Source organism: Halomonas sp. MES3-P3E (assembly GCF_002836035.1).
GTDB lineage: Bacteria > Pseudomonadota > Gammaproteobacteria > Pseudomonadales > Halomonadaceae > Vreelandella > Vreelandella arctica.
Genome location: NZ_PJBT01000002.1, coordinates 1 through 21,295, shown reverse-complemented (window position 1 = coordinate 21,295; position 21,295 = coordinate 1). Strand labels below are relative to the sequence as shown.

Sequence of the window (21,295 nt, the reverse complement as noted above, 5' to 3'; positions counted from 1 at the left end):
GCGCGTAAGCCAGTGCCTGTATCGAAGAATGTTTACTTGAACGCTATGCGTTCCACGCCATCATCTTTGCCGAGTAGCAGTACATCAGCGCCGCGGGCGGCAAAAAGGCCATTGGTGACCACACCGACGATAGCGTTGATGCGCGCTTCCATGGCCACCGGGTCGGCGATCATACAATCAAAACAGTCGATTATCTGGTTGCCATTGTCAGTGACCACTCCTTGGCGATAAACCGGTTCAGCTCCAAGGGCGACAAGCTCACGGGCGACATAGGAGCGAGCCATCGGGATGACTTCAACGGGCAGTGGGAAGTGACCTAACTGGGACACATACTTAGAGCCATCTGCGATGCAGATAAAACGCTCGGCACAGGCAGCCACGATTTTTTCACGGGTAAGCGCTGCACCACCGCCTTTGATCATATGTAAGTTAGCATTTACTTCGTCTGCACCATCTATATAGAAAGGGACAGTGCCGACGCTATTGAGCTCAAATACTTCAATGCCCAAGGCTTCAAGGCGTTTGGCGCTCGCTTCTGAGCTAGCCACCGCGCCTTTAAAAAGATGGCGCAGCGGCCCAAGGCGATCAATAAACAGATTGGCCGTTGAGCCAGTACCGATACCTAAGATGGTATCCTTTTCCAGCTTAGGTTTAATTTCTGCAATGGCTGCATCCGCCACGGCGGCCTTCAGTTCATCCTGGTTCATAAAGAGTAAGCCTAGTGAGTCAGTCTAGTGTGAGTCAGTAAAGAGTTAATGGCGCTAGTATAGCGACCTAGACGCGACTAGGCGTAATCTGCTACCAATAAAAGCTTTTGTCCGTTCACGTTCTTCCCTTGGGATACCCGCATGCTCGAAGCAACCGTCAAAAAGATCCTCCAGGCCCGCGTTTATGAAGCCGCTTGTGAGACCCCGATTACCCCTGCACCCTTTTTGTCGCGTCGTTTCAACAACCAGATTTTGATTAAGCGCGAAGATCTACAGCCGGTGTTTTCATTCAAGATCCGCGGCGCTTATAACAAAATGGCGCAGCTCACCCAGGCGCAAAAAGATAAAGGCGTGATAGCCGCCTCCGCCGGTAACCATGCCCAAGGGCTGGCTATGGCCGCCAAGTTGATGGGCGTCAAAGCCGTCATTGTGATGCCGCGGATTACCCCGGATATTAAAGTCCAGGCGGTACGCGCCCGGGGTGCCAAGGTCATCCTAAAAGGGGATGCCTTTGCGGCGGCGGCCGAGCATGCGCAAGAACTCATCAAAGAGCACGGCTATACCTATATTCCGCCATTTGACGATATTGACGTGGTGGCTGGACAAGGCACCATCGGGGTGGAAATCTTGCGCCAGCATGCGGGGCGGCTGGATGCCATCTTCGTACCGGTGGGCGGTGGTGGATTGATTGCGGGGGTGGCGGCTTACGTCAAGTACCTGCGTCCGGATATCAAAGTGATTGGTGTCGAAGCCGAAGACAGCGCCTGCCTTAAAGCTGCATTAGAGGCGGGTGAGCGTGTGATACTCGACCAAGTAGGCGTGTTTGCCGAAGGCGTCGCGGTTGCGCAGATCGGCGAAGTACCGTTTTCACTGATCCAAGGCCTGATTGATGGTGTTATTACTGTCAATACCGATGAAATGTGCGCGGCGGTGAAAGATATTTTTGAGGATACCCGTGCCGTGGCTGAAACCTCCGGCGCGCTCTCGCTGGCGGGGCTGAAAAAATATATCCAGCAGACCGGTGCCGAAGGCGAGACGCTGCTGTGTATCAATTCGGGGGCCAATACCAACTTTGATCGTCTGCAGCACATCGCCGAGCGCACGGAGCTGGGTGAGCAACGTGAGGCAATTCTGGCGGTAACCATTGCCGAGAAGCCCGGCAGCTTTAAAAAGTTTTGCCGTACCCTGGGCAAGCGCATGGTGACTGAGTTCAGCTACCGTTATGCCGATAGCAGTGAAGCGCATATCTATGTCGGTGTTCAGGTCAAGCCCGGTGGCGAAGATCGCCAGGCGGTGATTGATAAGCTGCGTGAAGGCGGCTACCAGGTGGAAGACCTGACCGATAACGAGTTGGCGAAGCTGCATATTCGCCATTTGAGCGGCGGTCGACCCAGCGAGCGCTTCGAAGAGGAGGTGTATCGCTTTGAGTTCCCTGAACGCCCTGGCGCATTGATGAACTTTTTGACCCAACTGCCCCACGATTGGAATATTTCGCTGTTTCATTATCGCAACCATGGTGCGGCGTATGGCCGAGTATTGGTGGGCATGCAAGTGCCTAATGGCGACCGAACCCATGTGGCAGAGTACTTAGACGCTATCGGTTACCGCTATTGGCGCGAGAGCGATAATCCGGCTTATCGGCTGTTCATGGCCTAGTGCTGGTCAGTAATGAGCAAAACGATGTGTGTAAGTGGTTGCTTACCCTAGATGCCAGAGCAGCCAGTAACATAACGTTACTAAAATGTTTGAAATAAGGCTGGAAAACATCATTCAAGCTGTTGTCAGTGGTGACCATATCGCCCTATAGTCGTGAGCGAAATTAAGCAAGTTTGCCACCCTGTTGGCGACAGTAAAGGGTGGCAGATTTCACACATTCGGTAACGACAAAGGTGTTGGAGAAGCGGCATGCGGCGTAAGAAGCCTGATATGGTAATGGCGTTGATGGTGGTGTTTGCATTAGGGGTGCTCGCGACCGGTTATGCACAGGCGTTGTCAGGTAGTTAATCCCTGACAACTGCGGCAGCTCCACTGTTAATCCGGGTAACAGATATCAGATGAGAAAGGCTGATCCTTGATGGGGTCAGCCTTTTTTGTGGGCGGCTTATTGGCGGCGGACGCCGCCTTGATCGCTGACCACGGCTTGTAAAGGCACGTCCCATGGCTCCACAGGCAGAGATGCCACCTGCTGGCAGGCATGGGCGACGCCGATCAGGGTAGGCGACGGCCCAGGGCGATGCATGAACGCCAAGCTACGGTCGTAAAATCCGCCCCCCATGCCCATGCGGTTAGCATTACCATCAAAGCCAACCAGCGGCACAATCAGCGTATCTAGCGCCCAGGCCGGTAGCCGGTTGCGCTGCTGAGCGCTAAAGCGTAAATCGGGCTCCCAAATACCAAAGCGGTTTTTTACCATTGGGGTATCGGGCCGGTAGGCGACGAACCAGAGGGTATTCGTGCTGAAAGGACGTAAAACAGGTAAATAAACCTCGACGTTACGTTTGCGCAGCCAGGGAAGCAGCGGCATTGGGTCAATTTCACCGTTGACGGGCAGGTACAGGCTTATACGCCGTGCGCGGCGGATTTCAGGCAGGGTTTTCAGGTGCTGACACAAGCGCTGGGCCGCAAGGCGCTGCTCATGCTGAGAAAGGGCTTGGCGTTGGCGACGTAAAAAGCGGCGAAGTGCGCGCTTATCCTCGTCGTGATGGAGGCTTTCCATGCATAGGTTCTCTCTTGCAGGGGTGTTCTCCAGAGTGCCGCTGTCGTTCTGGCCCTGAACCTACTGGTTCAGGTGGGTGGCCGCAGCCAAACCGTCAGGCTTTCCGACGCACGGACATGCACACGGGTCTGGCTAGCATTTGGCCCCCTGGGTATTACGCATAGGCTCGAGGGACTATAACGACTGGCGCACACCCCAGAGAACCCCGCCATCCTAACAGAGCGATGGCTAATGCCAAAGGGCTGGGTGAAACGTTCGCTGAGTTTTTAGGCCGTTTGTAGCGCTTTTAAACAATGTCCAGGGGAAACAACGTATGGGTAAACAACGCCTGAGGTAAACAATGACTAGGGCTGGCGTGTTTTGGCCAACGCCCGTTCAAGGCGATCATTTAACCGATTCAGGTTCGCCTCACCGGCGCGGTGTTCGTCCATGGCTTCAAGCAGCTCATGGGTGATATTGAGGGCCGCCATGATAGCAATTCGCTCACTACCCAGTACGCTGCTTTGGGCATTGATACCCTGCATAGCGCGATCAAGATAGCGCGCGGCGCGGTCAAGTTTGGCTTCTTCGCCCGTGTCGCAGGCAATGATATAGCCGCGCCCTAACAGGGTTATTTCTTTGGTTGGCCGCTTGGCATTACTCATCAAAGACTCCAGCACGGGCCAGCAGGGGGCCCAATGCGTTAACATCACAGCACAGGAAGATAGGTGCCACTCACTATAAGAGAGGCGCTTGTGCGCGGTCAACGCGCAAGCCCTATCACCCATACTCCCAGTGCCACAAATGAATACGAGGTTATCAAATACTATGTCATTGATTGATGAGCGTCAGGACTTTTCTGACGTCGCGGATGTTTTTCTACTGCATGGCAGCATGCAATCTCCGGCTTTCTTGGATGGCCGTTTGTGCGCGCTGCTGGCGCTGCGCGATGTGAGTGCTGAGGACTGGTTGGACGAAGTCTGCCAGAGCTTAGGCGTTGAACAGCCACGCGATCAGCCAAGTGCCGAGCGGCTATTAGGCTGGCGGCGGCAAACCGTAGAGGCGCTCAGCGCCAGCGACCTGGACTATACGCCGCTGCTGCCGGATGAACTGTTCTCACTGGCCGAGCAGGCGCAGGGCCTGAAAGAGTGGACGCTAGGCTTTATCGAGGTGGTCGACGAGGTAGCTGACAGTGAATTGCGTGAGCGTTGGTCACAGGCGCTGCGCGAGGCACTGAGTGACCTGGAAGGGTTAGGCCGCATCGATACCGATATTGATGACAGCCCCGAGAACGAAAATGACCTGTTTGCGCTGACTGAGCATGCTCGTATGGCCGCCATGCTGCTGTATACCGAGCAGCACCCCGGCATGCCGCAAGTAGAGCAAACCGACGCCCCCGTTCATTAATCACTTAGCCTGGAGCCTTTATGCTGTCAGAGACCGTGCTGCCCGAGATGTTACCTCGCCCCCCCGCCATTAGCGTAGCGGAGTATCGCCAGCGCCGTGATGCCTTGATGGCGCAGCTACCGGATAACGCCGCGGTAGTGCTTCCCGGCGCTGGGCTGATGACCCGCTCACGGGACAGTGAATTCGCCTTCCGTCAGAACAGTGATTTTTACTACCTGACCGGCATTCGCGAACCGGACGCGCTGCTGGTGCTGCTGCCGGGGCGAGCAGAAGGCGAAAGCGTGGTGTTCTGCCAGGACCGAGACCCCACCATGGAAGCGTGGACAGGGCGTCGGCTGGGAGCCGCTGGCGTGGTGGCCGAGCATGGGATTGACCAGGCATTCGAAAACGCGGATCGCGATGAGCAGCTGGTCGAGCTGCTGACGGGGCGCGAATTGCTCTATCTACCCCTTGATAATGGTGAGGCAGTCGCCGTGGCTGAAGAGGCCCTACACAGTGCTCAGGCAGGGCTTAGGCGCGGGCGGCCAGCGTTGAAGGGCTGGTTGGACATTAGTCCATTGATCCACGCCATGCGGCTGATCAAGAGTGAGGCCGAGATTGCCCTGCTCAAGCATGCGGCGATGATATCCGCACGGGCTCATCGGCGTGCCATGCAAGTATGTCGCCCTGGGCTCAGCGAATTCCAGCTCCAGGCCGAACTAGAGCATGAGTTTGTCTGGCAAGGCGCCAGTGGCCCGGCCTACAGCACGATTGTCGGCAGCGGTGCCAACGCCTGTGTCCTGCACTATATTGAAAACAGCGCGCCGCTGTGTGATGACGGTCTGGTATTGATTGATGCGGGCGCCGAATTTGAGCTGTACGCCGGCGATATCACCCGTACGTTTCCGGTCACTGGGCGGTTCAGCGATGCTCAGCGGGCGCTGTATCAGGTTGTACTCGACGCCCAGGTGCGCGCCGTTAGCGCTGTCCAGCCGGGTGCCACACTGGCGAATATTCATCAGGGCGTGGTGCATGACTTAACCGCTGGGCTGATTGAACTTGGCCTGCTGGAAGGTGACGTTCAGGCGCGCATTGATGATGAGAGCTATCGACGCTTTTATCTGCACTCGACGTCACACTGGTTGGGGCTGGACGTACACGATGTTGGTACCTATCGCCTGGACGAGCAAACGCCGCGCCCCCTTGCTCCAGGCATGGTACTCACCGTAGAGCCCGGCCTCTATATTCCCAGCGATGACGATATTCCTGATGCCTATCACGGTATTGGCATTCGTATTGAAGACAATGTGGTTGTGACGAAGGATGGGCATGCTGTGCTGACGGCGGACGTGCCCAAGCAGGTGGCTGATATTGAGGCCTTAATGGCTAAATAATAACCAGTATTTAGAGCATTAATTGTACGTTATGTAAATTACGTTACGAATTATTAGTTGCCTCTAGAGTGCGGCGGTATGGCGAGGGAGAAGCCGATGCAACGGGCTAAACAGATGACTGATCATGACACTGCTCAAGCGCTGACCCATGACATTGTGATTGTGGGCGGTGGGTTAGTGGGGGCGAGCCTAGGCTGTGCTCTTGCGCCGCTGATTGAGCGCTACGGCTGGCGGGTAGCCGTGATTGAATCGGCACCGTTAACGGCGCAGTCGCTGGAAAGCGCCTGGCAACCCAGCTTTGATGCACGGGCCAGCGCGATCGCCGAAGGCTCTGCTCAGCGCTTCGAGCAGTTGGGTGTGTGGGAAGCGATGCGTCATGAGGCGACACCGATCAAGCGTATTCATATCAGTGAGCGTGGACGCCTGGGGGCGACACGGCTGAGTGCTGACGAGCTGGGCGTCGCGGCACTGGGCCACGTGATTCCCAACGCCTGGATGGGGCGTGTACTGCATCGGCATCTAGCCGAGCTACCGCTGGAGTGGCACTGCCCCGCGAAGGTGGAGCAGCTAACCCCCGTAGCGGGCGGGCATCATCTCAAGCTCTCGGATGGTAGCCAGCTTACTGCTGGCTTGACGGTATTGGCAGATGGGGGGCGGTCTGGGCTTAAAGAGCAATTGGGTATTGGCAGCCGCCGAGAGCCTTACCAGCAGACAGCTTTGATCGCGCATGTGGGCGTTAGCCAGCCTCATGAGGGGGTCGCTTACGAACGCTTTACCGCCCAAGGGCCAATGGCCCTGCTGCCACTGCCGGGTCAAGCCATGGAGTTGATATGGACGCATCCTAGCGGTAGCGAAAAAGCGCGTATGGCACTGCCGGAGCGTGAATTTCTGCTTCAGCTACAGCAGGCGTTTGGTGATCGAGTGGGCCGGTTTACGCAGCTGGGTGCCCGACATGCTTATCCGCTCTCACTGGTAACCGCCGAGGAACCGGTACGGCCGGGGCTGGCGGTATTGGGCAACGCTGCCCACGCTCTGCATCCGGTCGCGGGGCAAGGGTTTAACCTAGCACTGCGCGGGGTGATGGATCTGGTCGATGCCTTGGAGCAGGGGGAACTGGCGAAGCGACCGCTGGGGGATATGGTCACACTGCAGGCCTTCGAGAAGCAGCGCTCACGGGATCGCGCCAATGTGATTCGCTTTAGCGACGGCCTGGTGCGGCTGTTCGGGCTCTCCTTTCCGCTGTTGCCCCATGCTCGTGCGGCTGGCTTGATTGGCCTGAACCTGGTGGGGCCGTTAAGACGAGGACTGGCCAGACGTGCCATGGGCCTGGAACGCTAGGCTATCTACAATCAATAGCTGCGCTCGCTGGCGCTAGTTAAAAGGATTTCTATGCAGACTGACTCAGCTACTGCAAAGCCGCCGGTTGAGCGCTTTGAGGCCATCATTGTCGGCGGCGGCATGGTCGGTACCGCGCTCTGTGCGCTGTTGGCACAAGCGGGGATGAAAGTCGCGTTGGTCGAGGCAAGGCCTGCGCCAATAGGTCTTGATAAGGCCACTGGCCCGCTACCTGCTCCGCGCGTTAGCGCATTAACGCCGGTTTCCCAGCGCTTGCTGGCGCATGTGGGCGCTTGGCCCGCCATGCAGGCAACCCGGGTAACGCCCTACCGCGGCATGCAGGTGTGGGATGCCGAAGGCAGTGGCGAAATCGCTTTTTCCGCTGATGAGGCGGGCGTGGCGGTGCTTGGCCATATCGTTGAGAACACGGTCACGCTGGCCGCACTCAATCGTCAAGTGCTAGACCATCCCAACGTCACGACGTTTTTTGGTGCTAGCCCGCAAGCGCTGCAGCGTGCCAATAGCCATGCTGTCAATGGCAATCGTGCTACTAGTGGGGATTGGCTCATACTTGACGATGGGCGCCAGCTACACGCGTCGCTTATCGTGGCCGCCGACGGTGCTCACTCGGTGCTGCGTGAGATGGCGGATATTGAGGTCGCCAGCGACGATATGCAACAGCATGCTGTCGTGACCACGGTACAGTGCGCCAAGCCTCATGGTGGCACGGCACGGCAAGCGTTTATTGATGGCCGGCCGCTGGCATTCCTGCCTTTAACCGTGGAAGGCAATGAGCATTACTGCTCTATTGTCTGGTCAACCACCCCAGAGCACGCCGATGAGTTGAGCGCGCTGTCTCGTGACGCACTGGGGGAGGCGCTTGGGGAAGCGTTTGGTCATCGCCTAGGAGGCGTTACTGCCTGCGACAAGGCCCACCGTTTTCCGTTAGTGCAGCGCCATGCCCGCCACTATGTGCAGCCGCATTTCGCGCTGGTGGGGGATGCGGCCCACAGTATTCATCCGTTGGCGGGCCAGGGGGTCAATCTGGGGCTGATGGATGCGGCGGTGCTGGCCGAAGAGGTGGTACACGCCTGGCAGCGTGGCGCTCCTTGGGGAGAACTGAGTACGCTAAGGCGCTATGAGCGGCGTCGGCGCTTTGATAACAGCGCCATGCTGGGGTTGATGAAGGGCTTTAAAGTACTGTTTGGCAGTCACGATCCGGCATTGACGATGATGCGCAACCTGGGCATGAGCGGCATGAATCAGTTGGTGCCACTGAAGCGGGTATTGATGCGGCAGGCGACCGGAGAGCGCGGCCGCCTGCCGCTTACTTGCCGTTAATTAACCCCGGCGACGATCGACGACGTTGAGAGCCTTCAGTAGGTTAAGCGCTTCACTGAGCTGGTAATCATCAAGGAGCCGCTCGGCCATCTCCTGTCGATCACGGGGCGCCTGCTGGGCGCTTAGGTGGCCTTCAAGGTCGGCTTCGCGAATTTCACGACGGCTCTCGGCTACTTCCAGGCGGCCGCGTACCACCTCTACATCGGGTTCAATACCCTGGGCCTGAATAGAGCGCCCGTTGGGGGTGTAGTAGAGCGCCGTCGTCAGCTTCAAGCCTTCGCCATTGCCTAACGGCATGATCTGCTGCACCGACCCCTTGCCAAAGCTATCGGTGCCCATAATCACACCGCGTCGTTGATCCTGCAGTGCACCGGCGACAATTTCTGCCGCTGATGCACTGCCGCCGTTGATCAGCACCACCAGGGGAACATCATTAGCCGGCGTGGCGGGGGAGGCAGAGAACGACATTTCGGTATCCGAGAGACGACCCTCGGTATAGACGATCAGCCCTTCGTCCAGGAACAGGTCGGTAATGCCAACGGCGGCCTGCAGCACGCCGCCGGGGTTATTACGTAAATCAAGTATTAACCCTTCCAGTGGCTGACCCTGTGCCATGCGCTCCAGCGCTTCGCGGGCCTGGTCAGGCGTGCGCGATTGGAATTGGCTGATGCGTAGGTAACCGTAACCCGGTTCAAGCAGCTCGTGCTTAACGCTCTCGCTGCGAATAATTTCGCGGGTGAGGATGAACTCACGCGGCGTGTCTTCCCCTGAACGCAGCACGCTAATGCGAATCTCGGTATTGGGCTCGCCGCGCATCAGGGTTACCGCTTCCTGCAGCGACATGCTCTCGGTAGGCGTACCGTCGATGGCCACGATAATGTCGCGGGACTGTAAACCGGCGCGTGAGGCCGGGGTGTCATCGATAGGCGTGATGACCATCAATTGGCCGTTCTCGGTGCCCACTTCGATACCAATACCGCCAAATTCGCCCTGGGTCGACTCTCGCAGGCTTTGGTACTCTTCCTCATCCAGGTAGGCGGAGTGGGGGTCAAGCTCGCTCAGCATGCCGCGCATGGCGTTGCGCAGCAGCGTGCGATCATCAACCTCTTCAACATAAGCACGTTTGATGCGTTCAAACACCTCGGCGAAGGTCTGGATATCTTCAAGGGGGAGTTCGTTAGAGACAGGCTCATCCACCACGCTGCTACTGGCTGGTTGAGCAAGTAACGGTAGCGGGGCCGACAGTAAAACAATCGGCAGCAGGGTAGCCAAAAGGCGCTTGGCGGGGGTGGATACCCCGGTAACAGATAGCGTCATGCAGACTCCGCAAGGCGATAGGTGGCGTCGTAGTGCGTCACCTTGAAATAGTAGCTGGAATAACATTAACAACTGAGTCATTTATAAACTGAGATATTTATAATAGTGCAGCTTATCCCGTCAGCGGCGCGCAATCCAACGCTGCGGATTAATGGGTTCACCGCCGCGGCGCACTTCAAAGTAAAGCGCGGCGCGGTTCTGACCACCGCTGACCCCCACACGGCCGATTTCATCGCCGCGGCTGACCTGCTGCCCAGGTCTAACGCTGAACTGCTGCAGATGTGCGTGCAGCGTCATGATTTGGTCGCCATGATCGATAATGAGCAGGTTGCCAAACCCCCGCATCCAGTCGGCAAACACGACGCGGCCGGTATGAACGGCGGTCACCGGCGTGCCTGCGCTGGCTTGAATGACAATACCGTTGTAGTGCACACCATCGCGATGGTGGAAATTGCTACTGATGGAGCCCTGTACTGGCCAAGGTAAATCACCTTGGGTACTGACAATATGCGTAGTGGGCGATGGTTCGGCAAGTTTTGCCATTTCGGCTTGGATATTGCGCAGCACTTGCTCGGCTTCTTCACGGCTTTGGTTGAGGTCGGCCAGCCGCTCTTCTTCACTTCCGTAACGGTCATCCAGGTTAGAAACAACGCCACGCCGTTCGGTAGTGCGCTCGGCAAGCAGCGCGCTTTGTTCTTCTAACTCGTCGGCCAACGTATCGAGGCGGGCCTGGCGCTCGCTCAGCTCTTGCTGGGTCTCAGCCAGGGCGGTGTCTAGCTTGGCGATAGCCTCTAAGCGACGATTACGTGCTTCCGTTAGCCGGTTCATGTAGGCCTGCATACGGTCAAGCTCAGCAGGGTCGCCCTGGTTAAGCAGCAGCTTGAGCTGTGGCGTTGGGCCAAGCCGATAAAGCGCTGAAAGCTGTTGGCCCAGGGCCGCATACTGATCGGCGCGCTCGCTCTCTAGCCGATCGCGGTGCTGGCGTAGCTGGGTCGTTTCGTCGTTTAGCTGGCGGCGCTCCGCTTGCAGTGTGTCTAAGCGCTGATGCGTTTCGGCAAGCTCCGTTTCGACTTCCTGAAGCTCGCGCTCGGCATCATCGCGGGCTTGACCAGTGGCGCTGAGGCGTTGGGCGACGGACTCGATCTCCTGGCCAATCGCATCCAACTGCTGGCGCGCCGCGCTTTCATCCTGCTGAGCGAAACCCGCTGGCGTGTAAACTAACGCCAGCAGGAGCGTCACTGCTAAATACCACCGCATGGGCACTACTTGTAATGAATCAGTGGTTTTCCGGTCATTGCCTCGGGCTGTTGTTGATCCATCATGGTCAGCAGTGTAGGGGCCAGGTCGCATAGTTTGCCCTCTTCAAGCGAGGCTGGGCGCTTGCCAACGTAAATGAGCGGTACCACAAAGGTAGTGTGAGCAGTTTGCGGAGCGCCTGTTTCAGGATGCACCATCTGTTCTGCATTGCCGTGATCGGCGGTAATTAAGCAGGCGCCGCCAGCGCGCTCGATGGCTTCGACCACGCGGCCCACGCAGGTGTCGACAGTTTCAATGGCTTTTACCGCGGCGTCAAAGTCACCGGTGTGGCCGACCATGTCACCGTTGGCGTAGTTGCAAACGATCAGGTCGAAGCGGCCGTCATCGATGGCCTCTACCAGTTTGTCGGTGATCTCAAAGGCACTCATTTCAGGCTTTTCATCGTAAGTGCGCACATCACGGGGTGAGGGCACCAGGATGCGTTCTTCGCCCTCGTACTCAGCTTCATTACCGCCTGAAAAGAAAAACGTCACGTGAGGGTACTTTTCGGTTTCGGCAATACGCAGCTGTTTCAAGCCGCGCTTGGCGACGACTTCCCCCAAGGTGTCGTTAAGATCCGATGGCGGGAAGGCGGCGGGGGCGGGGATATCAGCGGCATACTGGGTCATCGTCACCAGCCCCTTGCCCGCAAGCTTAGGACATACACGCCGCTCGAAGCCCTTGAAATCCGGTTCGACGAAGACGCGGGTCAGCTCACGGGCGCGGTCGGAGCGGAAATTAAGGAAAATGGCGGCATCGCCATCCTGTAGGGTTACTGCATGCTCTTTGGTGCCGTCTTTCTGCGGTATGCTACTCGCCGTCACGAATTCGTCGGTTTCACCGCGCTGGTAGGCGTCGCGTAGCGCGGCTTCAGCGCTGGTGGCGTAGTGTTCCGCATGGCCATCGGTCAGCAGGCGGTACGCTTGCTCTACTCGTTCCCAGCGGTTGTCTCGATCCATGGCATAAAAGCGGCCAATAATTGACGCTACAAAGCCGTTATCAGCGCCTACCAGCTCTGCTAGCCGAGCATTGGCACGCTCTATTGAGGATAGCGCGCTTTGCGGTGGCATATCGCGGCCATCGAGAAAGGCGTGAATGAAAATACGCTGAGCACCGCGGCGTGCGGCCAATTCGGCCATGGCAATAAAGTGCTCTTCATGGCTGTGGACGCCGCCGGGGGAGAGCAGGCCAATCAAGTGTACCGGCTTGCCGTTGGCGACGGCTTCGTCAATCGGCTGGGTAAGATTTTCATTGACATCCAGGTCGCCGTCTTCAATCGCTTTGCTGATGCGGGTGAAGTCCTGATACACGATACGCCCGGCACCAATATTCATATGCCCAACTTCCGAGTTACCCATTTGGCCTTCGGGGAGCCCCACGTTAAGACCATCGGTATGAACGAAGGTGTGCGGGCAGGTTTCCCACAATTTATCCATCACCGGTTTATGGGCAGCAGCGACGGCATTATGGTCGCTGTCGGGGTTGTGGCCGTAGCCATCGAGAATAATCAGCGCCACTGGGCGCGGGGTACGCGAAGTATCCATAAAAACCTCGTTAAGATTGGCAAGCCGAACGACTCGAAAATTCGGGGTCGCGACGGACGCACGCTTGGGGCATCATAACGCAGGCAACTGCCAGGCGTCATGAGTTAGGAGCCTGCCCGGCTTAACACTGATCTACTGCGAATCCCGGTATTTTGGCCAACTTTAGTCGATCAATTTCGTTAAATAGCGCGCTATTCGCCTCAATTGATCGATAAATTTGGCTCAAAATCCGTGCTTCTCGCGACGATCGGCTAATCCGGACAGGCTCCTAGGCCTGCGCGGGAAGCTATCTGACGTGTATACTTGTCGCGTTTTGGCAGCGGTTAGGCCGCTTTTTTCTGCATTGACCAAGAGATTGTGTTCGCGATGATCGATCAGGTGTTCGAATTCGTACAGAACCACCCCCTGCTAGTCGGGGCATTTTTGCTGGTGCTGTTAGCGTGGATTATTTATGAAACGCGCAGCGCCTCTACAAATGCACTGAACGCCTCGCAGGCCACTCAGCTTATCAACCGCGAAGATGCGGTGGTGCTGGATATCCGTGAAAGTAAGGACTTCAAAGCCGGGCATATCGCGGGGGCGCGCAATATTCCGCAAAGCAACCTCGATAGCCGCATGAGCGAACTGGAAAAAGTAAAAGCCCAGCCGATCATCGTGGTATGCAAGCACGGTCAGAGTTCTGGCGCCGCACAGGCCAAACTCGCTAAAGCAGGCTTTGAGCGCGCTTATAAGTTAAGAGGCGGTATGGCGCAGTGGCAAGGCGATGGCCTTCCGGTGGTTAAGAAGTAAGCGACGTTATTTTTATTTAATGAACAATTAGGAGTTTTATCATGGCGGAAGATAACAATACCCCACAGGCCGGTGCCGCAACGGATGAAAAGCCGCAGCTGAAGTTTTCACTGCAGCGCATTTATGTAAAAGATATTTCGTTTGAAGCGCCGAATTCCCCGTCGGTATTTAAGCAGGCGTTCAAACCCAAGGTGAACCTGGATCTGAATACCACCAGCACCAAGATTGCTGACGACCAGTACGAAGTCGTTGTCAAAGTGACCGCTCAGGTGAACGATAACGAAACAGGCACAACGTCTTTCCTGGCCGAAGTTGAACAGGCCGGCCTGTTCCGGATTGCCGGTATCGAAGGCGCACAGCTGGAACAAACCCTGGGTGCATTCTGCCCTAACCTGCTGTTCCCCTATGCGCGTGAATGCGTGGATAACCTGGTCAACCGCGGTGGCTTCCCGCCGCTGATGCTGGCGCCGGTTAACTTTGAAGCGATGTACGCCCAGCGCAAGCAGCGCGAAGCCAAGCAAGCCGAAGAGAACACCCACTAAGCGATGTCAAACGCCTTGTCAGCAACCCACGCCGCTGATTGGTATGCCCAGCACGGCAAAATGCCACGCCTCTATGTGCCTGCTGCTTTTGTGGCAGGGAGTGAGCTGGCACTGCCGGAAGGGCCTGCTCGTCATGTCACCCGTGTATTGCGCATGGGTGAAGGCGCGCCGCTGGTGCTATTTGACGGCCAGGGTCTTGAGGCCGGGGTGCGCTTGGTGGACGTTAGCCGCAAGCAGACGCTAGCGCGAGTCGAAGCGGTGTGGCCGGGCAGTGGTGAATCGCCACTGTCCGTCCATTTAGGCCAAGCCATCTCTAAAGGCGACCGAATGGATTATGCCATTCAAAAAGCTGTCGAGCTGGGCGTGGCGGCCATTACGCCGCTCTACACCGAGCGTGGCGATGTGCGATTGAAAGGCGACCGTGAAGATAAAAAGCTGGCGCACTGGCAAGCGGTGGCTGCCAGCGCCTGCGAGCAGAGCGGTCGAGCGGTAGTTCCGCCAGTGCATCCACCCATGGCACTCCAAGCATGGCTTGCAGAGCGCCGGGAACCGCTGCGCTTGATGCTGCATCTAGCGACCGGCAATGCGTTTGATCGTCAAGACCGGCCGGCGTCGGTGGCACTGCTGATTGGTCCGGAAGGCGGTTTGAGCGAAAGCGATATTGCGGCTGCCCAAACCGCTACCTTTACGCCGCTAACACTCGGTCCACGGGTGTTGCGAACAGAAACAGCACCTATAGTGGCGCTTTCCCTGCTACAGCATTACTTTGGTGATTTGTAAGCGCTTACTAACTTTAAGGCGCCCTCAAACTGCCTTTTCACTTCGTTCGCTTGCCCCTGCACTTGTTGTCGCTGATGCCTGCCCGCTTTGATATACCTGTTGAAGCCCCTTAAGCACGATGGGCTTAAGCATCGGTAGTGTTTCGCCCGATAATCCACTGAGTACCGTTAAACGAAGGTGTCGGCCACGTGCGTATCCCAGCCAGCAGGGCAGCCATATCGGTACAGGCGTGCTATCCAGCATCTGGATTCGCCAGTGGCGCGGGGTGGCTATGCGTTCCCATAGCCACAGTCGGTCCAGCGCTTTTGGCGTTGGCGGTGAACCGCTATCAATTTTAACGTCTGCACTGGGTTTTTCTTTTTGAGTGGGTAGTTCAGCACCCACCAGTAGCAGTGCGCGGCGCATGTCTTGAGCAGAGAGTAACCACGCCCCTGGCTTGCCATCAGCCACGCCTAAGCCAGTGGCCCACAGTCGAATCCAGGCCGGTTCGCAAGCATTGGCCCCAAGACGCTGTAGCCGCTTTTGAGCCGCTGTCGTATCAATACGCCGGGCTAGCGTTAAGCACTCAACCATTCGCCCACCACTCATTCGCCCAACCCTGTAGCAGCGCTAACATGCCCAGCATGATGCAAAACCAAATAAATAAGCCGATACAGCGTCGGCGCGTCAGGCGGGCCTCTTTGCCAATCACCTGGGCGTTATCAGCTCTGGATGCCAGCACGGCCTGCATGTCTGGCGCGGCTTCTGCCATCATCACATCGCTTAACTGTTCTTGGCTGGGGGCTGGCGCTGTCAGGCTAACGAGATAGCCAACGGTCATCGACACCGCTACGCCGACCGTGTTGTTGTACAGCCAGGAGATATCGAGTAGCGCAGAGACTGCCCATACGGCAAACATGCCGGTAATGAGCCCAGCCATTGCGCCGCGAGCATTGGAACGGTGACTGAAAATAGCCAGCAAAAAGGTACCGAGCAGTGCCCCATAGAACCAGGAGCCAATCTGGTTGACCGCCTCGATCACGGGCCCTAGGTTACCTGCAAAAAAAGCAAACAGCGTGGCATAGAGCCCCCAGAAAATAGTGGCTAGCCGTGAGGCTTTTAAGTAATGGGCATCGCTGGCATTGGGTTTGAGATAGCGGCTATAAAAATCCCGTACGGTCACCGCCGACAGCGAGTTGAGCGCCGAGTCGAGGCTCGACATGGCCGCAGCAAACACCCCGGCAATCACCAGCCCGGCCATGCCTGAAGGGAACGCGTTGACGACATAGCGGGGCAACAGCTCATTGAGGTCATCAGGGGGCGTTAGCCCATGCTGCTGGTAATAGGTCGCCAAAATGACGCCAATAAATAGAAATAGCAGCATCTGTGGAATCAGTAGATAACCGCCAATCAGCAACGAGCGCTGGGCATCGAGCACCGAAGGGCTGGATAAGACACGCTGTATCTGGCTCTGATCAAAATCAACACGATCATGGCCAAAGGTACATTGATAAACGTCACCAAGCGTTCAAGGCCGCCCTCGAAGCCCCAGCCAGGTGCTCCGATAAAGGTGATGGCACTGGCTTGGGTTGCCATGACCGACAGGCCGATGGCCCAACCGGGAATTTTGCGACCGCCTAGAAAATAGTCCTCAGGGTTATGCTGATCCTTACCGAATCGTGAACCAATCCAGGCGATTAAACTGATGTAACCAATCAAAACGACCGTATCAAAAAGCGTGAACCCTTCCATGTTCGCTCCCCAATGCCTAATTTTGTCTAGTGTTTTGATAGTAGCAGGTTGTGCGCCGTTTGCTTTTGCATAAGTCTTAAGGGCTTTTAGCCAGTGAAATGACAACTCGCTTTGCCCTGCGTGTGCCAGACACACATAATGGTGTTCTATCTTTCTTGAAGGACGACAGCCATGGTGCGTGAGTCACACTCATCCCCACGATCCGCCAGTGATGCATCCGCCCAGTTGGGTGAAGTGGCGTACCTGACGGTGACAGCGGTCAATAACATCGGTGCTTTTTTGCAGTGGGGGCAGCCAAAAGATGTGCTGTTGCCCTTTAGTGAGCAGCATTTTCGACCTGATGCCGGTAAGCGCGTTCTGGTGATGCTGTATGGCGACGACCAAGGGCGACCTGTGGCGTCGATGAAACTTGATCGTTTTCTAACGGATGATGCCTGGGCGTTGGAAAAAGGTGATGAGGTCGCCGTGGTAGTGGCTGATCGTACCGATTTGGGTATGAAGGTGGTGGTCAACCATCGTTACTGGGGGCTTATTTACCAGGATGACGTGACTCAACCTTTGCGCCGTGGCCAATCAGTTAAAGGCTATGTGAAGCAGCGTCGTGAAGATGGCCGCCTCAATATCTCGCTGTTACCGCCAGGCGCTGCACGATTAGACGTAGTCGGTGACAAGGTTCTAAAAGCATTGCGCGAAAGCGGTGGCTATTTGGCGCTGGGAGATAAAAGCCCTGCCCATGAAGTTAAAGCGCGCTTAGGGGTTAGTAAAAGTGCTTATAAACAAGCGATTGGCCGACTTTATAAGCAGCAGTTGATCACGTTAGAGCCTGATGCTATTCGCTTGGTGCCTGGCGCACTTAGCGAGTAGTTAGCGGGGGCAGTTGGAGCCGGGCGGGCAGTGCGTCATACTGCGGCTCTATTGTTCATGTTTGGATAGTGCCCCCGATGAGCCAATCAAATCTGCATCTCGGCGTTGTGATGGATCCCATCAGCGACATCGCTTACAAGAAAGACACCACCATGGCCATGCTATGGGCCGCCCAGGAGCGAGGCTATACCCTGCACTATATGGAGCAGGAAGATCTTTTCTTGAATGCGGGGCAAGCCTACGCGCGCATGCGGCCGTTAACGGTGCACCGTGATCCCAATCACTGGTATGACCTAGGCGAAGCGTCGGCCCGCCCACTGGTTGAGTTGGATGTGGTCCTGATGCGTAAAGATCCGCCCGTCGATGCTGACTTTACTAACGCCGTGCATCTGCTGGGTTTTGCCGAGCGTGAAGGGGTGCTGGTGGTCAACCCCACGGCGGCGTTGTTGCAGTGTAATGAGAAATTGTTTGCCCAGCAGTTCCCTCAGTGCTGCGCGCCGACACTTGTGGCCAGCCGCGATGATGTACTGCGCGCCTTCCACGCCGAGCACGGCGACGTGATCTTCAAACCACTGGATGGCATGGGCGGTACCGGTATTTTTCATATTGGCCCAGATGGTCGCAATATCGGCGCAGTGATTGAGCAGCTTACTTTTCGCGGCCAACGCCAAATTATGGCGCAGCGTTATCTTCCCGAAATTAAGGATGGCGATACGCGCATTCTATTGGTCGATGGTGAACCCGTACCCTTTGGCCTGGCGCGTATTCCGTCAGCGGGCGAAACCCGTGGCAATTTGGCTGCTGGTGGGCGGGGCGTCAGCCGTGAACTCACCGAACGTGACCATTGGCTTATTCAACAGGTGCAGCCAATGATTCGTGACAAGGGCTTAATGTTCGTTGGTCTCGATGTGATCGGTGACTATATTACTGAAATTAACGTCACCAGCCCCACCTGCGTACGTGAAATAGATGACCAGCGGGGAACAAATATCGCCGGTTTGCTGCTGGATGCCATTGAGCGTCGCTTAGCCTAAGCGCGGCTTCACTCTTATAATGACACTTATTACGTTATGCCTGTTGGAGTGCCAACAGGCAGTGGGAGACGCATGCAAAGTTTGAAACATCACTTTTTAATGGCCATGCCACATTTAGAAGACCCTAATTTTGCCGGTAGTCTGATCTATCTTTGCGATCACGATGACAACGGCTGCATGGGGGTGATTACTAACCGACCGTTAGAGATCACCCTTGAAGCCCTGTTTGATCAACTGGAACTGGGTGGTGAGGCAAGCCCGCACCGCAATGCACCGGTCTATTACGGTGGGCCGATGCACAAAGATCGTGGCTTCATTCTGCATGTCGGCGATAGCCAGCAATGGGACTCTAGTATCCAGGTGGAAGATGGCATAGCCCTTACCACATCCTTGGATATTCTCCAGGCCTTTGCTGCCGGCGATGGCCCCGAGCACTTTCTAGTCTGCTTGGGTTGCGCGGGCTGGGAAGTGGGGCTGCTAGAAGAAGAGCTTAAAGAGAATAGTTGGTTAACTGTAGAAGCTCAGAGCAGCGTGCTATTCAACACGCCCCCCGTCGAGCGGTTAACGGCGGCGGCAGGTTTGCTCGGTATCGACCTTAACCTAATGACCCGAGATGCGGGGCACGCTTAATGGCTGAAGCGGGGCAGCGCTTAATCCTGGCCTTTGACTACGGCACTCGGCGTATCGGTGTGGCGGTGGGCAACGAGCTGCTGCACAGCGCGCGGGAACTCACACCGCTGACGGCGCGAGATGGGATTCCAGATTGGAACGTCGTGTCACGGCTGCTTAAAGAATGGCAGCCCGATCTGTTAGTGGTGGGGCTGCCGCTGAATATGGATGGTAGCGAATCAGAAATGAGCACTCGCGCCCGCAAGTTCGGCAATCGTCTGCATGGTCGCTACGGCAAACCGTGTGAAATGGTCGATGAGCGTGGTACCACGCGGGAGGCGAAAATGATCGCCCGTGAGGCGGGGCATAAAGGCAACTATCGGCAAGATAGTGTCGATGGCATTGCAGCTATTCTTATCCTTGAAGGCTGGTTTGCCCACCAGGAAGGTTTACCCGGCGGGCGTCTTTCGCTGTAACGCCTATGAATCCCTTCTTTTAGCGATCTAGCGTGCCTGTTTGAGTCGGCACGTACCAGCGCACCGGCCGTAACTCCTGCTCAATTAGTTCGTCGACCTTTAGTAACGTTGCGAAAATTGCCATCCGCATGGGAATGCCGTTATCGGTTTGGCGGAAAATCGCCAGACGCGGGTCGCCGTTCAGATCCACGTTTAAATCATTCGCACCGGGGCGGCTGTCCCTAGGCAACGGGTGCATCACTATCGTGCTTTGGCTGCAGCGCTGATCCAAAAAGTCGCGGTTGACCATAAAGTCATCGGAAAGCCCCTGGAAACTCTCATTCATCTCGTCGGTAAAGCGCTCTTTCTGAATACGCGTTGTGTACACCACATCCAAATCTGCAAAGTCGTTGGCTAATGAGTCGCGCTGGTCAATGCGATGGCCGCGCGATGCCACTAGATCAATCAGTTTTGAGGGCATTTCAAGACCTGGCGGTGATACCAGCGTAATGCGCAGCGGATCATAGAGTGATAAGAGCTTGATCAGTGAATGGACGGTGCGACCGTATTTCAAATCGCCGGTGAGTAAGATATGTGCACCGGTCAGCGACTTACCCAAGCGCTGAAACTCTTTATCAATCGTATAAAGGTCAAGCAGCGCTTGGCTGGGGTGTTCGCCAGGGCCGTCGCCGCCATTAATCACTGGTACGTTAGTAGCTGCAGCAAATTCAGCCACTGAACCCTGGTCGGGGTGGCGCATCACAATGGCGTCACAGTAGCCACTCATTACCCGGCTGGTGTCGTAGAGTGACTCACCCTTCGCCATAGAGGAGAAGGTAAAGCCAGTGGTGTCGCATACGCTGCCGCCCAAACGGCAAAAGGCTGCATTAAAGCTGACCCGTGTTCGTGTACTGGCTTCAAAAAATAGATTGCCGAGTACCGCCCCTTCCAGCACGTGCGTCACTTGGCGTCGTTGAGCGATTGGCTCCATGCGCGCAGCAACACGCAGTAAATGATCAACGCTTTCACGGTTTAATGAGTCGACAGTTAGCAGGTGGTGGCTCATGGCGGACCTCAGTAAGGGGGTAGATAAAGCTAGTGTAACCGCCAATGAGGGTAGTGCCGAAGAGCTTTCATTCGCGAAAGGCTACTAATCTGTAATTTTTCTACAAAACTGCTTGCCAACCCGGCAGCAAATCCGTAAAGTACGCATCCGCTGCCGGGGACGCCTAGCGTTACCAGCGGTGAATAAGGTGTAAAAGCCTTGGTTAGTCAAGCAGTTAACGCTTTTGCGATAGCTAGCGGTTTTGGATGTAGTCAGTATCACATCGAAAACAACGCCCTTGACAACCACCAGGAAATGCGTAGAATACGCCTTCCTCGCTGCGGCAAGCCGGTTCAACGGTTCGCCAGTCAAACACAGCGAAACAGCTCTTTAACAATTTGATCAGGTAATTCATGTGGGCGCTTGCTGAC

At 56.3% G+C, this 21,295-nt stretch carries 22 protein-coding genes and 1 other RNA gene; 12 read left to right on the top strand and 11 right to left on the bottom strand.

Features of this window, described 5'->3' with window-relative positions:
• Positions 1-32: 32 nt before the first annotated feature.
• Positions 33-707: a ribose-5-phosphate isomerase RpiA gene (gene rpiA / locus CXF87_RS00640; protein ID WP_101145056.1), complete on the bottom strand. Its 675-nt coding sequence runs from the start codon at positions 705-707 to the stop codon at positions 33-35.
• Positions 708-848: 141 nt separating this feature from the next.
• On the opposite strand from rpiA, the gene ilvA reads away from it, so the two are divergent.
• Positions 849-2,363 (top strand): threonine ammonia-lyase, biosynthetic, encoded by a 1,515-nt coding sequence (gene ilvA, locus CXF87_RS00635; RefSeq protein WP_101145055.1) that lies wholly within the window; start codon positions 849-851, stop codon positions 2,361-2,363.
• Positions 2,364-2,808: 445 nt separating this feature from the next.
• Here ilvA and CXF87_RS00630 read toward each other — a convergent pair whose 3' ends face one another.
• The 3 genes from CXF87_RS00630 to CXF87_RS00620 all read right to left on the bottom strand — a co-directional run bounded on the left by CXF87_RS00630 (position 2,809) and on the right by CXF87_RS00620 (position 4,067).
• Positions 2,809-3,423: a 5-formyltetrahydrofolate cyclo-ligase gene (locus CXF87_RS00630; protein ID WP_101145054.1), complete on the bottom strand. Its 615-nt coding sequence runs from the start codon at positions 3,421-3,423 to the stop codon at positions 2,809-2,811.
• 22 nt (positions 3,424-3,445) lie between these two features.
• Positions 3,446-3,628, bottom strand: a non-coding RNA gene (gene ssrS, locus CXF87_RS00625) — 6S RNA.
• A gap of 139 nt (positions 3,629-3,767) precedes the next feature.
• Positions 3,768-4,067, bottom strand: coding sequence for a cell division protein ZapA (locus CXF87_RS00620; RefSeq protein WP_101145053.1), 300 nt, complete (start codon positions 4,065-4,067; stop codon positions 3,768-3,770).
• Between the two features lie 163 nt (positions 4,068-4,230).
• Between CXF87_RS00620 and CXF87_RS00615 the strand changes: the two genes are divergently transcribed.
• The 4 genes from CXF87_RS00615 to CXF87_RS00600 all read left to right on the top strand — a co-directional run bounded on the left by CXF87_RS00615 (position 4,231) and on the right by CXF87_RS00600 (position 8,858).
• On the top strand, positions 4,231-4,809 hold the full coding sequence (locus CXF87_RS00615) for a UPF0149 family protein (RefSeq protein WP_101145052.1): 579 nt from the start codon (positions 4,231-4,233) through the stop codon (positions 4,807-4,809).
• Between the two features lie 35 nt (positions 4,810-4,844).
• A complete protein-coding gene (gene pepP, locus CXF87_RS00610; RefSeq protein WP_101145124.1) occupies positions 4,845-6,182 on the top strand; it encodes a Xaa-Pro aminopeptidase in 1,338 nt (445 codons plus the stop codon).
• 96 nt (positions 6,183-6,278) lie between these two features.
• Positions 6,279-7,520: a 2-octaprenyl-6-methoxyphenyl hydroxylase gene (gene ubiH, locus CXF87_RS00605; RefSeq protein ID WP_101145051.1), complete on the top strand. Its 1,242-nt coding sequence runs from the start codon at positions 6,279-6,281 to the stop codon at positions 7,518-7,520.
• Positions 7,521-7,571: 51 nt separating this feature from the next.
• A complete protein-coding gene (locus CXF87_RS00600; protein WP_101145050.1) occupies positions 7,572-8,858 on the top strand; it encodes a UbiH/UbiF/VisC/COQ6 family ubiquinone biosynthesis hydroxylase in 1,287 nt (428 codons plus the stop codon).
• On the opposite strand, the gene CXF87_RS00595 is transcribed toward CXF87_RS00600, so the two are convergent.
• From CXF87_RS00595 to gpmI, 3 genes are all read right to left on the bottom strand, one after another.
• Complete coding sequence (locus tag CXF87_RS00595) at positions 8,859-10,175, bottom strand: S41 family peptidase (RefSeq protein ID WP_101145049.1); 1,317 nt, start codon at positions 10,173-10,175, stop codon at positions 8,859-8,861. It lies immediately after the preceding gene.
• Between the two features lie 120 nt (positions 10,176-10,295).
• A complete protein-coding gene (locus CXF87_RS00590; protein ID WP_101145048.1) occupies positions 10,296-11,432 on the bottom strand; it encodes a murein hydrolase activator EnvC family protein in 1,137 nt (378 codons plus the stop codon).
• A gap of 5 nt (positions 11,433-11,437) precedes the next feature.
• Positions 11,438-13,015 carry a 2,3-bisphosphoglycerate-independent phosphoglycerate mutase gene (gene gpmI / locus CXF87_RS00585; protein WP_101145047.1) on the bottom strand — a complete coding sequence of 526 codons (1,578 nt, stop codon included), beginning with the start codon at positions 13,013-13,015 and terminating at the stop codon, positions 11,438-11,440.
• Between the two features lie 366 nt (positions 13,016-13,381).
• Here gpmI and CXF87_RS00580 point away from each other — a divergent pair, with 366 nt between their 5' ends.
• From CXF87_RS00580 to CXF87_RS00570, 3 genes are read left to right on the top strand one after another with little or no spacing between them, the layout of a single operon-like run.
• Positions 13,382-13,804, top strand: coding sequence for a rhodanese-like domain-containing protein (locus tag CXF87_RS00580; protein WP_101145046.1), 423 nt, complete (start codon positions 13,382-13,384; stop codon positions 13,802-13,804).
• Positions 13,805-13,845: 41 nt separating this feature from the next.
• The gene (gene secB / locus CXF87_RS00575; protein WP_008959139.1) at positions 13,846-14,346 is read left to right on the top strand and encodes a protein-export chaperone SecB; all 501 of its coding nucleotides are present in this window, start codon (positions 13,846-13,848) and stop codon (positions 14,344-14,346) included.
• Between the two features lie 3 nt (positions 14,347-14,349).
• Positions 14,350-15,126, top strand: a complete 777-nt coding sequence (locus CXF87_RS00570) for a 16S rRNA (uracil(1498)-N(3))-methyltransferase (RefSeq protein WP_101145045.1) — start codon at positions 14,350-14,352, stop codon at positions 15,124-15,126.
• Positions 15,127-15,150: 24 nt separating this feature from the next.
• Here CXF87_RS00570 and CXF87_RS00565 read toward each other — a convergent pair whose 3' ends face one another.
• Genes CXF87_RS00565 through CXF87_RS21845 form a run of 3 tightly spaced genes read right to left on the bottom strand, consistent with a single transcriptional unit; the run spans position 15,151 to position 16,857 of the window.
• Positions 15,151-15,699, bottom strand: a complete 549-nt coding sequence (locus CXF87_RS00565) for a hypothetical protein (RefSeq protein WP_101145044.1) — start codon at positions 15,697-15,699, stop codon at positions 15,151-15,153.
• Complete coding sequence (locus tag CXF87_RS00560) at positions 15,692-16,543, bottom strand: sodium:solute symporter family transporter (RefSeq protein WP_232774477.1); 852 nt, start codon at positions 16,541-16,543, stop codon at positions 15,692-15,694. Before CXF87_RS00560 ends, CXF87_RS00565 begins: the two co-directional genes overlap by 8 nt.
• On the bottom strand, positions 16,516-16,857 hold the full coding sequence (locus CXF87_RS21845) for a sodium:solute symporter family transporter (RefSeq protein WP_232774475.1): 342 nt from the start codon (positions 16,855-16,857) through the stop codon (positions 16,516-16,518). Before CXF87_RS21845 ends, CXF87_RS00560 begins: the two co-directional genes overlap by 28 nt.
• Before the next feature lie 171 nt (positions 16,858-17,028).
• Between CXF87_RS21845 and CXF87_RS00555 the strand changes: the two genes are divergently transcribed.
• The 4 genes from CXF87_RS00555 to ruvX all read left to right on the top strand — a co-directional run bounded on the left by CXF87_RS00555 (position 17,029) and on the right by ruvX (position 19,840).
• Positions 17,029-17,721 carry a CvfB family protein gene (locus CXF87_RS00555; protein ID WP_101145043.1) on the top strand — a complete coding sequence of 231 codons (693 nt, stop codon included), beginning with the start codon at positions 17,029-17,031 and terminating at the stop codon, positions 17,719-17,721.
• A 77-nt stretch (positions 17,722-17,798) separates the two neighbouring features.
• Positions 17,799-18,755, top strand: coding sequence for a glutathione synthase (gene gshB, locus CXF87_RS00550; protein WP_101145042.1), 957 nt, complete (start codon positions 17,799-17,801; stop codon positions 18,753-18,755).
• Between the two features lie 72 nt (positions 18,756-18,827).
• Positions 18,828-19,385, top strand: coding sequence for a YqgE/AlgH family protein (locus tag CXF87_RS00545; RefSeq protein ID WP_101145041.1), 558 nt, complete (start codon positions 18,828-18,830; stop codon positions 19,383-19,385).
• Positions 19,385-19,840 carry a Holliday junction resolvase RuvX gene (gene ruvX / locus CXF87_RS00540; RefSeq protein WP_008959146.1) on the top strand — a complete coding sequence of 152 codons (456 nt, stop codon included), beginning with the start codon at positions 19,385-19,387 and terminating at the stop codon, positions 19,838-19,840. Before CXF87_RS00545 ends, ruvX begins: the two co-directional genes overlap by 1 nt.
• 19 nt (positions 19,841-19,859) lie before the next feature.
• Here the strand turns inward: ruvX and CXF87_RS00535 are convergent, their stop codons facing one another.
• Positions 19,860-20,885, bottom strand: coding sequence for an aspartate carbamoyltransferase (locus CXF87_RS00535; RefSeq protein WP_101145040.1), 1,026 nt, complete (start codon positions 20,883-20,885; stop codon positions 19,860-19,862).
• Positions 20,886-21,295: the final 410 nt, after the last annotated feature.